The sequence below is a fragment of the Deltaproteobacteria bacterium genome (assembly GCA_016234845.1).
Taxonomy (GTDB): domain Bacteria; phylum Desulfobacterota; class Deferrimicrobia; order Deferrimicrobiales; family Deferrimicrobiaceae; genus JACRNP01.
In genome coordinates this window covers 26,280-41,043 of the sequence record JACRNP010000033.1, presented here as the reverse complement: position 1 = coordinate 41,043, position 14,764 = coordinate 26,280, and the positions used below count along the sequence as shown (strand labels likewise).

Sequence of the window (14,764 nt, the reverse complement as noted above, 5' to 3'; positions counted from 1 at the left end):
GACAAGGCGGACGTGTCGGTCCGCCGCGGGGGGGAGGAGAAGTCGCTGCCGCTCACCTTCTTCCGCATGCCGAAACCGAAGGCGCATTGAATACCCGACACCAGCCACAGAGGGATCTTTGCTGCGTATAGTACGGCAGGAGCAGGTCCCTGCAGGGTGCAGGCGCTTTCAGGGGACATACTTGGTGTAAACTCGGGATGCAGGGAAAGTGTGTCCCCTGCCCACCCACGGTTCAAGGGGGCCTTCGTGCCGTTCCTCGTGAGGATGGTGGCGAACGCGATCGCGATCCTGCTGATCGGGTACCTGCTGCCGCAGGTCGTGTCCGCGGACGGGGTGATGGCCGCCCTCGCCGCCGCGTTCGTCCTCGGCCTGGTCAACGCGGTCGTCCGGCCGCTCTTCGTCCTCCTCACCCTTCCCGTCACCGTCTTCACCCTCGGGCTCTTCCTGCTGGTCATCAACGGGCTGCTCCTCTGGCTGGTCACGGCGGTCGTTCCCGGCTTCCACGTGAACGGCTTCCTCGGCGCGGTGGCCGGCTCCGTCCTCCTCTCGGCGGTCTCCTGGATCCTCACGAGGGTGGTGACGTGAGCGTCACGGTGACGTTCCACGGCGGGGCCCGGGAGGTGACCGGGTCGTGCATCCACGTCCAGGCGGGGAAGGCGCGGTTCCTCGTCGACTGCGGGATGTTCCAGGGCGGGGGGGAGAGCGACCGGAAGAACGCCCGGAGGATGCCGGTCCCTCCCGGCTCGGTCGACTTCGTCCTCTCCACCCACGCGCACATCGACCACTCGGGGCTGCTGCCGAAGCTGGTGCGGGACGGGTTCCGCGGACCGGTCCACTGCACGGCCGCGACGGCGGACCTGCTGAAGGTGATGCTGCCGGACTCCGGGAACATCCAGGAGCGGGAGGCGGAGTGGGAGAACCGGAAGCGCGGGCGCTCCGGAAAGCGGGGCGTGACGCCGCTCTACACGGAGGCCGACGCGCTCGCGGTCCTTCCGCGCCTTCGGCCGCGCGGGTACGACGAGCCGTTCTCCCCGGCGGCCGGGGTGTCGGTCCGCTTCGTCGACGCGGGGCACATCCTGGGCTCCGCGATCGTGATCGTGGACCTCGCGGACGAGGGACGCCCGAGGCGGCTCGTGTTCTCTGGCGACCTGGGGCACGCGGGGCTTCCGATCGTGCGGGACCCTTCGCCGGTTTCCGGGGCGGACGCCGTGGTGATCGAGTCCACGTACGGGAACCGGGTCCACAAGGGGATGGGCGAGACGGTCGAAGAGTTCGTTCACGCGGTGAACGACACGCTCCGGCGGAAGGGGGGGAACGTGATCATCCCTTCGTTCGCGGTCGGCCGCGCGCAGGACATCCTCTACCTTCTCGCGGAGCTGACGCGAAAGGGGCGCATCGGGGGGGTCACCGTCTACATCGACTCGCCGCTGGCGGCGGAGGCGACGCGGATCACCCGCCGCCACCCCGAATGCTTCGACGAGGAGGCGAAGGAGCTCTTCGCGTGGCAGGACGCCCACCCCGACGCGCTGAAGGTCGTGGTGGTGAAGGACGTCGAGGGGTCGATGGCGCTCAATTCGCTTCGCGGCGGGGCGGTCATCATGGCCGGCAGCGGGATGTGCAACGCGGGCAGGATCAAGCACCACCTGAAGCACAACCTGTGGCGGAAGGAGTGCAGCGTGGTGATCGTCGGGTTCCAGGCCCGGGGGACGCTGGGCCGGCGGATCGTCGACGGGGAGAAACGGGTGAAGGTGCTGGGGGAGGACGTCGTGGTGGCGGCGGACATCTACACCATCGGCGGCCTGTCGGCCCACGCCGACCGCGAGGACCTGCTGTCGTGGGCCGGCCGCTTCGAGTCTCCCCCGGGGGTGGCGCTGGTCGCCCACGGAGAGGAGTCGGTCTCCCTCGAGTTCGCCGGGGTGCTCCGGTCGAAGCTCGGCTGGAACGCGGAGGTTCCCACCCCCGGGACTCCCATCCCGCTATGATCCCGCTTCTCCTCGCCCTCCTCTCCCTCCTTGCCGATCCCGCCCGCGCCGAGGACCCGCAGGACCGGATGCTGCGGGAGGCGGGGGTCGACGAGCGTCTCGGCGCGAAGGTCCCCGCGGAACTGCCGTTCACGGACGCCGCCGGCAGGGAGGTCCGCCTCGGGGAGTACCTCGGCGCCGGCCCGGTGATCCTCACGCTCAACTACTACACCTGCCCGATGCTCTGCCCCCTGACGTTCCGGAGCCTCGCCGCGACGATGGACGGGATCCAGGGGCTCTCCCTCGCGAAGGATTACCGCGTGGTGACCGTCAGCATCGATCCGGGGGAGATCCCCGAGATCGTCCGCGCGAAGGCGAACGAGACGCACGCCCTCGTGCCGGGAGTTCCGGAACCCGACGCGCGATGGCCCTTCCTGTACGGAAACCCGGAGTCGATCCGGCGGCTGACGGAGGCGGTGGGATTCCGGTACCGGAAGGTGGGGTCGGAGTTCGCGCACCCCTCCGCGGCAGTTGTCCTCTCCCCGTCGGGCGCCGTTTCCAGGTACCTGTACGGGATCGAGATTCCGCCCCGGGACCTGAAACTCGCCCTGATCGAGGCGGCGGACGGGAAAATCGGCGCATCGTCGGCGGGAAACACGCTTCTAATGTACTGCTTCCGGTACGATCCGGCGGGAAGGAAGTACATCCTGTACGCCCGGAACGTGATGCGGATCGCCGGGGCCGCCACGGCGATCCTCCTCGCGGGGCTGCTGGTCTTCCTGTGGAGGCGGCACGGGACGGGAGCGGGTCCGGGGGGAGGCGAAGGGGACCGATGAACAGCATACAGTCGTTCGGGGCGGCGTCCGGCGAGGCCGGGAAGGTGGACGCCGTCTTCCTGCTGATCGCGGTCATCTGCGGTTTCTTCTTCCTCCTCACCCAGGGGCTGCTGGTGTACTTCGCCGTCCGGTATCGCAGGCGCGCCGCCGGCCGCGACAACGAGACGCCGCGGATCACCGGGAACCATCTCCTCGAGATCGTGTGGATCCTCGTTCCGACGATCGTCGTCATGGCGATCTTCTACTACGGCTGGAAGGTGTATTCCGACATGAGGATCCCCCGACCGGGGGCCGCCGAGGTCCACGTCACGGGGAAGCAGTGGATGTGGGAGATCCGGTACCCGGGGGGGCGGACGGCGATCAACGAAATCCGGGTGCAAAGGGGCAAGCCGGTCAAATTCCTCCTGTCCTCCTCGGACGTCATCCACGGGTTCTACCTGCCGGAATTCCGGGTGAAGATGGACGCGATCCCCGGCCGGATCACGTCGCTGTGGCTCTCGCCCGACCGCGCGGGGACGTTCGCGATCCACTGCACGGTCTACTGCGGGGACGGGCACTCCAACATGAACGGCTCCCTGATCGTGATGGAGCCGGCGGAGTACGCGGCGTGGGAGCGGGGCGCCGCGGAGGCGGGAAGGGCGGACGAGCCGCTGCCGAAGCGGGGCGAACGGCTGGTCGGCGCCTCCGGGTGCCTCAACTGCCACGCCGTCTCGGGGAAGGAGAAGATCGGGCCGAACTTCTCCGGGCTGTTCGGGTCGAAGGTCCCGCTGGAGGGGGGGACGACGGTCTCCGCGGACGAGGAGTACCTCCGGGAGTCGATCGTCGATCCGGGGGCGAAGGTCGTGAAGGGGTACCCCAACGTGATGCCCACCTACAAGACGTCGATGAAGGCCGAAGAGGTGCGCGCCGTGGTCGAGTACCTGAAGACGCTCCGGTGAGGCGGGGGACGGGATGAGCGCGGGAGACGGAAAAGGGTACCTTTCGGAGCGCGGATGGCGCTCCTGGGCGTTCACCCTCGACCACAAGCGGATCGGCGTGATGTACCTCTGCACCACCATCTTCTTCTTCCTGCTGGGCGGGGTCTTCGCGCTGCTCCTGCGGCTGGAGCTGCTCTCCCCGCAGGCGAGATATTTCAGCAACCACGCCTACAACGTCTTCTTCACGCTCCACGGGGCGATGATGATCTTCCTCTTCATCATCCCGGCGATCCCTTCGGGGCTGGGGAACTTCCTGATCCCGCTCCACCTGGGGGCGCGCGACGTGGCGTTCCCCCGTCTCAACCTGGCGAGCTACTGGGTCTTCGTCGCCGGGTTCCTGGTCATCGTCGGATCGCTGGTGGCGCCGATGGACACCGGATGGACCTTCTACACGCCGTACTCGGCGAAGACGGGAGCGGCGGTCACGACCCTCTCCCTGGGCGTCTTCCTGATCGGGATGTCGTCCATCCTCACCGGGCTGAACTTCATCGTCACGATCCACAAGCTCCGCGCGCCGGGGATGTCGTTCCTGCGGATGCCGCTGTTCCTGTGGTCGATGTACGCCACGAGCATCATCCAGGTGGTGGCCACCCCCGTGGTCGGCGTCACCTTCCTGCTGCTGGCGGCGGAACGGGTCCTCGGGGTCGGCTTCTTCGACCCGGCGAAGGGGGGAGACCCGGTGCTGTTCCAGCACTTCTTCTGGTTCTACTCCCACCCGGTGGTGTACGTGATGATCCTCCCGGCGATGGGGATCGTCTCCGAGGTGATCCCGGTCTTCTCCCGGAAACCGATCTTCGGGTACAAGGCCATCGCGTACTCGTCGCTGGCGATCGCCTTTCTCGGCTTCCTCGTGTGGGCGCACCACATGTTCACCTCGGGGATGTCCCCCCTCGCGAACGCGATCTTCTCCTTCATGACGTTCTTCGTCGCGGTGCCCACCGCGGTGAAGGTGTTCAACTGGATCGCGACCCTCTACCGGGGCTCCATCACCTTCGAGGCCCCCATGCTCTACGCCCTCACCTTCATCTTCCTCTTCATCATCGGGGGGCTCACCGGGCCGTTCCTCGGCGCGCTGGCCACGAACGTCCAGCTGCACGACACCTACTTCGTCGTGGCCCACTTCCACTACACGATGATGGGGGGGACGGTGATGGGGTTCTTCGCCGGGCTCCACTACTGGTTCCCGAAGATCACCGGCAGGATGCTGAACGAGAAGGCGGCGCGCGCGTCGTGGGCGCTGATCTTCCTCGGGTTCAACGTGACCTTCTTCACCATGTTCTTCCTCGGGGTGCGCGGGATGCCGCGGCGGTACGCCGAGTACCTCCCCAAGTACCATTCCGAGAACGTGGTCGCGACGATCGGTTCGGTGATCCTGACCCTGGGGATCCTGGCGATGGTGTGGAATTTCGTCCAGGGTCTCCGGAGCGGGACGCCCGCGCCCGGGAATCCGTGGCGCGCGCTCTCCCTCGAGTGGCAGACCCCGTCTCCGCCGGAGACGGAGAACTTCCACGAGATCCCGCTGGTGACCGACTGGCCGTACGGCTACGGCACGAAGAAGGCGTGAGGTCGCGACTGATGGGCGACGCGCACCCGGCGGAGCGGCACGATCCCGCGGTCGCCTTCGAGTCGGCGAAGCTCGGGGTCTGGACGTTCCTCGCCACCGAGGTGCTCCTCTTCGGCGCCCTGTTCACGGCGTACGCGGTGTTCCGGCTGAAATTCCCGGCGTTGTTCCACGCGGAGCACGAGAAGCTCGACCGGGTCCTGGGCGCCGCGAACACGGTGGTGCTGATCACGAGCAGCCTCACCGTGGTCCTGGGCGTCGACGCCGCGCGGAGGGGGAGGATGCGGCTCCTCCAGGCGTACTACGGCGCGACCATCCTGCTGGCGGCCGTCTTCCTCGGCGTGAAATACGTCGAGTACGGCGAGAAGTTCCACCACGGCCTCCACCCCGGGACCAACATCTTCTTCTCCCTGTACTTCATGCTGACGGGGCTGCACGGGATCCACGTCCTCCTCGGGATGGGGGTGCTCGCGTACGTCCTGGTCATGGCAGGTCGGGGGCGGTATTCGGAGGAGTACCGCACCCCGGTCGAGATGTCGGGGCTCTACTGGCATTTCGTGGACCTCGTGTGGATCTACCTGTTCCCGCTGCTGTACCTCGCCGGGTGAGGGGAGAGATGGGAAGCGGCGCGCACGGAGGAATCCGGAAGTACCTGGCGGTGTTCGGGGCTCTCCTCTGCCTGACCGTCGCCACCGTGCTCGTGTCGTACGCGGACCTGGGGATCCTGAACGTCGTCGTGGCGCTCCTGATCGCGTCCCTCAAGGCGTCGCTGGTGGCGCTCTACTTCATGCACCTTCGGGGAGAGAGCCGCCTCGTGTGGGGGTTCGCCCTCGCGCCGATCGCGTTCCTCCTCCTCATCCTCTTCGGCACCCTCGTCGACACGCAGTTGCGCTGATCCCTCCGTGCGGGGATAATCCACGTATCCGGACGGAAACGGGGAGGGGGTGCGCCGATGCTCGGCCGCGCGACCGTGGGGCTGCTGTTCCTGCTGCTGGTGTGGGGAAACCTGGTGGCGGGGCTGAAGGCCGGGCTCGCGTGCCCGGACTGGCCGCTGTGCCACGGAAAGGTCCTCCCTCCCCTGCGGTGGGACATCTACATGGAGTTCCTCCACCGGGTGATCGCCGGGATCGCCTCGATCTTCCTGGTCGCGCTTTCCCTCCGCCGCTACCGGCGGTACGACGGCGCGGCGAGGCTGATCCCCGTCATGGCCCTGCTCCTCCTGCTCGCCGAGGTCGCGATGGGGGGGGCGGTCGTTCTCCTCGAGATCCCGGTGCAGCTCACCACGGTCCACTTCATGACCGGGCTCCTCGTCTTCCTCCTGGCGTTCTGCATGATGACCTTCGACGGCGAGTACCGGCGCGTCTCGCTCCCGTTCCGCGGGTCGGCCGCGGTCTTCCTGTGCCTGGCCGCGCTGGTCTACTCCCAGGCGTCCCTGGGCGCGTACGTCCGGCACCTCGGGGCGGGTCTCGCCTGTCCCGACTTTCCGACCTGCCTGGGGCGATGGATCCCGCCGCTTTTCTCCTGGCCCGTGCTGGCGCACTTCTCCCACCGGCTGGTCGCCGGCCTGATCCTGCTGACCGCGGTGTCGCTCTACCTCTTCGTCCGGAAGGACGCGCGCCAGCGCGGGAACCGCGGGCTGGCCCTTTCGTTCCTGCTCCTGTCGGTCGTCCAGATCGCGGTCGGGGCGACGGTGGTCCTCACGCGGCTCCATTTCGCCGCCGCGGCGCTTCACCTGGCCGTGGCGCTCGGGATGCTCGTGGTCCTCGGCCACCTGTGGGTGAACGCCGTGCGGGCGGAAGGTTCGGCCTTATCCCTTCCTCCCCTCTGAAACCGTCCGCCGCCCTGCTGGCCAAGCCGGGGATCGTCGCCGCGGTGACCCTGGCCGGGTTCGCCGGGATGGTCCTCGCCCGGAGGGGCCTCCCCGACGCCCGCGTCGCCGCCCTGACGCTGTCCTGCATCCTCGGGGCCGCGGGGGGATCCGCGGCGCTGAACACGGTCCTGGACGAGGAGATGGACCGGAAGATGCCCCGCCTCTCCGGTCGCGTCCGGGCGCTCCGTTCGGTCGGCCGCGCGACGACCGCCGGCGTGGCGATCGCCGCGGTCGTCGCCTCGGTCGGAGCCTCCGCCGTCTTTCTCAACCCGACGGTCTCCGTCCTGCTGGCGGCCGCCGCCGTCGGCTACGTCGTCCTGTACACGCTGGTGTGGAAGCGACGGTCGCCGTACGGGACCATCCCCGGCGCGGTCCCCGGCGCGCTGCCGGTCCTGATCGGGTACGCCGCCGTCCGACCCTCCCTCGGGATCGACGGAGTCCTCCTCTTCCTCTTCCTCGTCCTGTGGCAGCCGCCCCATTTCTGGGCGCTCGCGCTGCGGCACGGGGAGGAGTACCGGGCCGCGGGCGTGCCGGTGCTCCCGGTGGCGTTCGGCGAGACGTACACCAAGGTGCTGATCTTCCTCTACGCCGCGGCGCTGCCGCCCGTGTCGCTTTCCCTCTGGGCGCTCGGGGGACTGTCCGGCCGGTTCGGCTGGGCGGCGGCGATCCTGGGCGCCGGTTTCCTCGCCGTCTTCTACCGGGACACCGTTTCCACCCGCCGGTACGGACGCGCGTTCGCCGCCTCGATCGCCTACCTCGTCCTCGTCCTGGCGTCCCTGCTCGCGGATCTCCTCCTCCCCGCCGCCATCTAAGGAGGAAACGCGCGGAGGAGAGAACGACATGAAACCGCATTGGCACTGGATCCTGGCGCTGATTCCGCCTCTGGCAATCGTCCTCGCGGCCGCTTCCCCCGCGGCGGAAGCCCGGGCCGCGGACGGAAAACTCGAGAAGGCCACCTTCGCGGGAGGGTGCTTCTGGTGCATGGAACATCCGTTCGACGAGTTGGCGGGGGTGGTCTCGGTGACTTCCGGCTACACGGGCGGTTGGAAGAAGAGTCCGACCTACGAGGAGGTTTCGTCCGGGGGCACCGGCCACGCGGAGGCCGTGCAGGTGGTGTTCGATCCGGCGAAGATCCCGTACGCGAAGCTGCTCGAGGTGTTCTGGCGCAACATCGACCCGACCACGTCCGATCGCCAGTTCTGCGACGTGGGGAACCAGTACCGGTCGGGGATCTTCTTCCACGGGGAGGAACAGCGGCGTGCGGCGGAGGAGTCGCTGCGCGATCTGGAGAAAAGGAAGCCGTTCCCCGAAAAGGTGGTGACCGGGATCTCCCCGTCGGGCGAGTTCTGGCCCGCGGAGGAGTACCACCAGCATTACTACCGGAAGAACCCGATCCGGTACCGGTACTACCGTGCGGCGTGCGGGAGGGACGCCCGGCTGAAGCAGCTCTGGGGTTCCAAGTGACCGGGCCCCCCGTCCTGCGCTATCATGTGGGGGTCGTTTTATAATCGCCTTCGTCCGGGAGCCCGGGATGAGCCTTCTCGTCGTTGGATCGATGGCGTTCGACAGCATCAAGTCCCCGTTCGGGGAGGTCGAGCGCGTGATCGGGGGGTCCGCCACCTACTTTTCGCTGGCGGCCAGCTACCTCGCGCCCGTTCGGCTGGTCTCCGTGGTGGGGCGAGATTTCCCGAAGGAGACGATCGGCATGCTCTCCGCGCGCGGGATCGACCTTTCGGGGCTGAAGGTCGCCGACGGCGAGACGTTCCACTGGAAGGGGTATTACGAGTTCGACCTGAACACCGCGCACACGGTGCGGACCGACCTGAACGTGTTCCGGGATTTCGCGCCGGTCCTTCCGGCGGGGTGGCGGGACACGCCGTACGTGTTCCTCGGGAACATCGATCCGCGCCTCCAGCTCGACATCCTCGCCCAGGTGCGCGACCCGAAGATCGTCGCCCTCGACACGATGAACTTCTGGATCGGCAAGAGCCCCCAGCTGCTCCGCGAAGTGATCCGGAACGTCCACATCGTGGTGATCAACGAGGCGGAGATCCGGGAGCTCACCGGGGAGTTCAACCTGGTCAAGGCCGCCCGGAAGGTGATGCACATGGGGCCGGGGCGCGTGGTCATCAAGCGGGGGGAGTACGGGGTCCTGCACCTGTCCGACGGCGAGCTGTTCGCCGCCCCGGCGTATCCGCTGGAGACCATCTTCGACCCCACGGGGGCGGGCGACAGCTTCGCCGGCGGGTTCATGGGGTACCTCGCGTCGAGGGACGGGGCGCCGCTCACGGAGATGGATTACCGCCTGGCCACGATGTACGGCAGCGCGATCGCCTCGTTCACGGTGGAGGCGTTCAGCACCGGACGCCTCGAGGAGCTGTCGCAGGAGGACATCGCACTGCGCGTCTCCGCGTTCCGCTCCCTCACCGAATTCAGGGTCTGATCATGACCAGGGTGACCAAGGCCGCGCGGATGGCATGGGAGATCGGGGCGTCTGAGGCCGCCCGGGTGCGGCACCCGTTCATCGAGCGGGAGCACCTGCTGATCGGCCTGTGCAGCCTCCGGAAGGTCCTCGACTACCTCAAGTACACCCGCGTCGAGTCGATTCCCGTGGAGGCGATCCGGGACGAGGGGGATTCGATCGAGCGGGCGCTGGTCCCGCTCGGCCTCACGGGAGCGACGTTCCGGCGCGGGGTCCGTTCTCGGCTGCGCCCGGGAAACGCGGTCCACGTGGAGCCGGTGGTGCACCGCAGCGACGAGTGCAAGGCGTTCTTCCGCCGCGCGAAAGAGATCGCCGGACCGGACGCGGAGGTCACGGCGAGGCACCTCCTGGCCGCCGTCATGGAGGATCCGGGCCCCGTGATCTCGGCGGTGCTGATCGGGGCGGGGGTCGCCCCGGAGCTGCTGCGCCGGGAGCTCCTCGGGAACCGGGAGCCGCGAAGGGGGCAGGCCCCCGTGCGCGAGGAGGCGGGAATCGCCTCCCAGGGCGAGGGGGAGGAGGAGCCGCCGTCCTCCGACACGCCCCTGCTCGACCGGTACGGCAGGGACATCACCCGGGCCGCCCGGGAAGGACGGCTGCTGCCGTTCGTGGACTCCGACCGGACGCGCAACGCCCTGCGCCAGCTCATCAAGGTCCTGATGATGCCCACGAAGAACAACCCGGTCCTGATCGGCGAGGCGGGGGTCGGCAAGACCGCGGTCGTCGAGGCGCTGGCGGAACGGATCGCCCTGGGGCGGGACCGGAAGGTGCTCCCGGGGCGCCGGCTGGTCGAGCTGTCGATGGGGGAGCTGGTCGCGGGGACGAAGTACCGCGGCGAATTCGAGGAGCGGCTGACCCGCCTGATCGAGGAGGTGCGGTCGCACCCGGAGGTGATCCTCTTCATCGACGAGTTCCACACGGTGGCGGGAGCGGGACGGGCCGAGGGCGCTCCGATGGACGCCGGGAACATCATGAAGCCGGCGCTGGCCCGCGGGGAGCTCCGGTGCATCGGCGCGACCACGATCACGGAGTACCGACGCAGCGTCGAGAAGGACCCGGCGCTGGAGCGCCGCTTCCAGGCGATCCAGGTCGTCGAGCCGGGGCGGGAGGAGACGCTCGAGATCCTGCAGGGAGTGCGGGCGCACCGCGAGCGCCACTTCGGGGTGACGATCACAGACGAGGCGATGGAGGCGACCGTCGACCTGGCGATCCGGTTCGAGCCGACGCGGTTCCTTCCCGACAAGGCGATCGACCTGCTCGACCGGGCGTGCGCGGAGTGCAGGGTTCCGATGCTCACCGTCGCCGCGCACCCGGATTGGCACGAACCGGCGGGGGTCGCGGTGGTCACGCCCGAATACGTCGCGCGGGTGGTCGCGGAGAAGACCGGGGTCCCGCTGGAGGTGGCGCGGGGCGGGCTGGGGGGGATCGCGGAGTCCCGCGTCCGGGGCCTCGAGGATTTCCTCAACCGGCACATCGTCGGCCAGGAGCAGGCCGTGTCGCGGGTGTGCCGCCGCCTGGTCCTCTCCCACGCGGGGCTGGGCGACCGGCGCCGCCCGATGGGCGTGTTCCTGTTCCTCGGCCCCTCCGGGGTGGGAAAGACGGAAGTCGCCCGGCGGATCGCGCAGTACCTGTTCGCGGACGACCGCGCCTTCATCCGGCTCGACATGTCCGAGTACCAGGAGGAGGTCAGCGTTTCCCGCCTCATCGGGGCCGCGCCGGGGTACGTGGGGTACGAAGAGGGTGGGCAGCTCGTCTCGCGCCTCCGCACCACGCCGTACTCCGTGGTCCTCCTCGACGAGGTGGAGAAGGCGTCGCCGCGCGTCTTCGACCTCTTCCTCCAGCTGTTCGACGAGGGGAAGATCACCGACGCGCAGGGGCACACCGCGGACGCGCGCCACGCCGTCTTCATCATGACGGGGAACATCCGGGTCCGGAAGGAGTTGGGATTCGGGGCCGGCGATCCGTCCGTCGCCGAGGCCGGGGCGCTCTCGGAGGCGCGGCGCCGGTTCCGGCCCGAGTTCCTGAACCGGGTGGACGAGCAGATCGTGTTCCGGGCGCTGGATCCCGCGGACGTCCGGAAGGTCCTGGCGGCCCGGCTCGGGGACCTTTCCGAAAGCCTGTTCGCGGACCACGGGGTCTCCCTCGACGTGTCCGAGGACGCCGCTTCGTTCCTCGCCTCCGAGGGGTACCGTCCGGAGTACGGCGTCCGGGAGCTCGCCCGGGCGATCGACCGGTGGGTGGGAAGCGCCATCGGCGCGATGAGCGCGTCGGGAGAGCTGACGCGCAAGGCGGCGGCCGGCGCCCCGGTCAGGGTCCGGATCGCCGACGAAGGGGTGGTCGTGGAGTAACCCCCGCCGCGTTTTATTTTCCGCCGGCCCGCTCTCCCGCAATCAACATTTTCCGGTAAACTTTTCCGTTTTTCCATCCGATGAAATACCCCGTGGATTCCCGTCAGCGGAGCCCGCGGGGGTAGGGGTTGCGGTTCTGGCGCCTGATACTGGCCGGCAGGTTCAAGACGGCGTGGGGACACCTGTCCCGCCGTCCGGACTCGGAGCACGAGCAGGCGCTGATCCGCGTCGTCATCACGGGGATCGTCTTCATCTACCTGTGTGTGTACTGGGAGGTCACGCACGGCGGCCGGATCACCCCGGAAGAGCAGCGCGTCCTCTGGACCTCGGCGTTCTACCACGTTTTCTCCGTAGGCCTCTTCTTCCTGATCACCATCGAACCGGGGATCTCCCCCTCCCGCCGGTACCTCGGGATCGTGGGGGACCTGAGCCTTCCGGCCTACGGCGTGTCGGTCGTCGGGGGGGCGAGCGCCCCCCTCTACGTGATCATGCTCTGGGTGATCTTCGGCAACGGGTTCCGGTACGGGAGGAGGTACCTGTTCGTCTCCGCGGTCATCGGGACGATCGGGTTCGGCGTGGCCGTCTCCCTGAACGAATTCTGGCGGGACAAGCACCTCATGGGGGGCGGGCTGCTGATCGGTCTGATCGTGCTGCCGGTGTACGTTTCCGCGCTTCTCAAGAAGCTCACGGCCGCCGGCCAGCGGGCCGAAGACGCCAACAAGGCCAAGAACCGGTTCCTCGCCAACATGAGCCACGAGATGCGGACGCCGCTGAACGGGATCATCGGGCTGATCGACCTGCTGAAGGGGACGCCGCTCACCGCGGAGCAGGAGGAGCTCACCAAGACGGTCGACGCCTCCGCCCGCACCCTCCTCTTCCTGATGCAGGACGTCCTCGACCTCTCGAAGATCGAGTCCGGGAAGGTATCCGTGCAGGTGTCCGACTTCGACCTCCACGGGCTCGTGAAGAACACCGTCGCCATCATGGAGCCGCAGGCCCGGGCCAAGGGGCTCGACCTGTTCCGCCACGTTCCGGCCAACGTCCCGTTCCTCCTCCGCGGGGATCCGCTCCTGCTTCGGCAGGTGCTCCTCAACCTCCTCGGGAACGCGGTGAAGTTCACCGAAAAGGGGGAGGTGGGCGTGCGCGTGGCGCTGGAGTCGGAGTCGCACGGGCACGCGACGGTGCGTTTCGAGGTGGTCGACACCGGCATCGGGATCGCCCCGGAGGCGCAGCGGAGGATCTTCGAGCGGTTCGCCCAGGCGGACGACTCGATCACGCGCCGGTACGGCGGGACCGGGCTGGGCACGACGATCTCCAAGGAGATCGTGGAGCTGATGGGGGGGAGCATCGGGCTTCGCAGTGTCCCCGGGCAGGGGAGCACCTTCTGGTTCACGGTCGAGATGCAGAAGCAGCGGGTCGAACAGGCGGAGGCCGCGGCGGTCGCGGCGCTGTCGGAGCGCAGGTCGCTGATCGTCTCCTCCGACCCGGACATCACCGAGTCGGTCCGGGACCACCTCGCCACGTGGGGCGTCCGGGCGGTGTCCGTGGACCGGTCCGCACAGGCGTTCGCGCAGATGGTGTCGGCGGCGAACGTGGGGGTCCCGTTCGACTTCGTCGTCGTCGCGGAGCTGGGGCTCGACATGGCTCTGGAAGGGTTCGCGCGCGGCATCCGGTCGGATCCCACCCTGCAGCAGACCCAGCTCGTGCTGGTGACGGAAGGGTGGAAGGACGCCGACGAATTCGCGAGGATCGGGTACGGCGCCGTCCTGCCGGCGCCGGTGAACCGGACGATGCTCTTCAACGCGCTCCACCTGTCCCGCCCGGACGCGGCGGCCGGAGACCCCTCGGTCGGGAACATCTCGGAGCGGTACCGCCAGCGGCAGTCGGAGGGGAGGAAGCTGCGCGTTTTGGTGGCGGAGGACAACCGGACGAACCAGATGGTGATCTCCAAGATCCTGGAACGGGCCGGCCACGAGGTGACGCTGGCCGGCGACGGCGAACAGGCGCTCGAGGCGCTGAAGACCCGTTCCTTCGACATCACGCTCATGGACCTTCACATGCCGACGATGGGCGGGGTCGAGGCGGCGAAGCTGTACCGTTTCATGAGCCGGGGGGGGCACAGGATGCCGATCGTGGCGCTCACCGCGGACGCCACCCCCGAGGCGCGGGCGGAGTGCGAGGAGGCCGGGATGGAGGCGTGCCTCACCAAGCCGATCGACACGCGGAAGCTGTTCGAGCTGCTGGAGGAGCTCGTCCCCGGGGCCCTGCGTCACCCGCAGGAGGTCGGCGTCCCGGAAGGGGAATCGCGCCGGCCGGACGGGGAGGCGGGAAGCGCGGAGCGCCGTGCGGGAGTCAAGGCCCCGGAGGCCGCGCCGTGCCTGGATCCGAAGATCCTGCGGGAGCTGGCGGAGCTGGGCGGAAACAGCGACTTCGTGGTCCGGCTCGTGTGGACCTACCTGAAAGGGGCGCGGGAGCGGACGCGGGACCTCGAGAAAGCGGTCGCGGAATGCGACGTGGAGAAGGCGAGGACGGTCGCCCACGCCCTGAAGGGGAACTCCGGGCAGATCGGCGCCTACGCGCTGATGGAGGCGTGCGACCGGTTCTCGGGGATCGGCGCTTCGGAGCTGGAACGGAGCGGGTGGGAGTACCTCGAAGCGGTTCGGGAGGAGCTCGGCCGGGCCCGCGTCGCCCTGGATCGCTTCCTGAGCGGGAAGAATTCCGCGGTTTCGTGA

Annotated in this window: 13 protein-coding genes; all 13 read left to right on the top strand. The window is 68.6% G+C overall.

The window, feature by feature from the left end:
* Positions 1 to 246 precede the first annotated feature (246 nt).
* The 13 genes from HZB86_03365 to HZB86_03305 all read left to right on the top strand — a co-directional run bounded on the left by HZB86_03365 (position 247) and on the right by HZB86_03305 (position 14,764).
* The gene (locus HZB86_03365; protein MBI5904577.1) at positions 247 to 585 is read left to right on the top strand and encodes a phage holin family protein; all 339 of its coding nucleotides are present in this window, start codon (positions 247 to 249) and stop codon (positions 583 to 585) included.
* Complete coding sequence (locus tag HZB86_03360; GenBank protein ID MBI5904576.1) at positions 582 to 1,982, top strand: MBL fold metallo-hydrolase; 1,401 nt, start codon at positions 582 to 584, stop codon at positions 1,980 to 1,982. The genes HZB86_03365 and HZB86_03360 overlap by 4 nt, the downstream gene beginning before the upstream one ends.
* Positions 1,979 to 2,797, top strand: coding sequence for an SCO family protein (locus tag HZB86_03355; protein MBI5904575.1), 819 nt, complete (start codon positions 1,979 to 1,981; stop codon positions 2,795 to 2,797). The genes HZB86_03360 and HZB86_03355 overlap by 4 nt, the downstream gene beginning before the upstream one ends.
* Positions 2,794 to 3,735: a cytochrome c oxidase subunit II gene (gene coxB, locus HZB86_03350; GenBank protein ID MBI5904574.1), complete on the top strand. Its 942-nt coding sequence runs from the start codon at positions 2,794 to 2,796 to the stop codon at positions 3,733 to 3,735. Before HZB86_03355 ends, coxB begins: the two co-directional genes overlap by 4 nt.
* Positions 3,736 to 3,748: 13 nt before the next feature.
* Complete coding sequence (gene ctaD / locus HZB86_03345; protein MBI5904573.1) at positions 3,749 to 5,338, top strand: cytochrome c oxidase subunit I; 1,590 nt, start codon at positions 3,749 to 3,751, stop codon at positions 5,336 to 5,338.
* A gap of 11 nt (positions 5,339 to 5,349) precedes the next feature.
* Positions 5,350 to 5,943 carry a cytochrome c oxidase subunit 3 family protein gene (locus tag HZB86_03340; GenBank protein MBI5904572.1) on the top strand — a complete coding sequence of 198 codons (594 nt, stop codon included), beginning with the start codon at positions 5,350 to 5,352 and terminating at the stop codon, positions 5,941 to 5,943.
* 8 nt (positions 5,944 to 5,951) lie between these two features.
* On the top strand, positions 5,952 to 6,230 hold the full coding sequence (locus tag HZB86_03335; protein MBI5904571.1) for a cytochrome C oxidase subunit IV family protein: 279 nt from the start codon (positions 5,952 to 5,954) through the stop codon (positions 6,228 to 6,230).
* Between the two features lie 57 nt (positions 6,231 to 6,287).
* On the top strand, positions 6,288 to 7,163 hold the full coding sequence (locus HZB86_03330; GenBank protein ID MBI5904570.1) for a heme A synthase: 876 nt from the start codon (positions 6,288 to 6,290) through the stop codon (positions 7,161 to 7,163).
* A complete protein-coding gene (cyoE, locus tag HZB86_03325; GenBank protein ID MBI5904569.1) occupies positions 7,109 to 8,017 on the top strand; it encodes a protoheme IX farnesyltransferase in 909 nt (302 codons plus the stop codon). The genes HZB86_03330 and cyoE overlap by 55 nt, the downstream gene beginning before the upstream one ends.
* A 28-nt stretch (positions 8,018 to 8,045) precedes the next feature.
* The gene (msrA, locus tag HZB86_03320) at positions 8,046 to 8,669 is read left to right on the top strand and encodes a peptide-methionine (S)-S-oxide reductase MsrA (protein ID MBI5904568.1); all 624 of its coding nucleotides are present in this window, start codon (positions 8,046 to 8,048) and stop codon (positions 8,667 to 8,669) included.
* Between the two features lie 67 nt (positions 8,670 to 8,736).
* Complete coding sequence (locus HZB86_03315; GenBank protein MBI5904567.1) at positions 8,737 to 9,648, top strand: sugar kinase; 912 nt, start codon at positions 8,737 to 8,739, stop codon at positions 9,646 to 9,648.
* Between the two features lie 2 nt (positions 9,649 to 9,650).
* Positions 9,651 to 12,032 carry an ATP-dependent Clp protease ATP-binding subunit gene (locus HZB86_03310; GenBank protein MBI5904566.1) on the top strand — a complete coding sequence of 794 codons (2,382 nt, stop codon included), beginning with the start codon at positions 9,651 to 9,653 and terminating at the stop codon, positions 12,030 to 12,032.
* Positions 12,033 to 12,160: 128 nt separating this feature from the next.
* Entirely contained in the window at positions 12,161 to 14,764 is a 2,604-nt protein-coding gene (locus HZB86_03305; GenBank protein MBI5904565.1) for a response regulator, read from the top strand.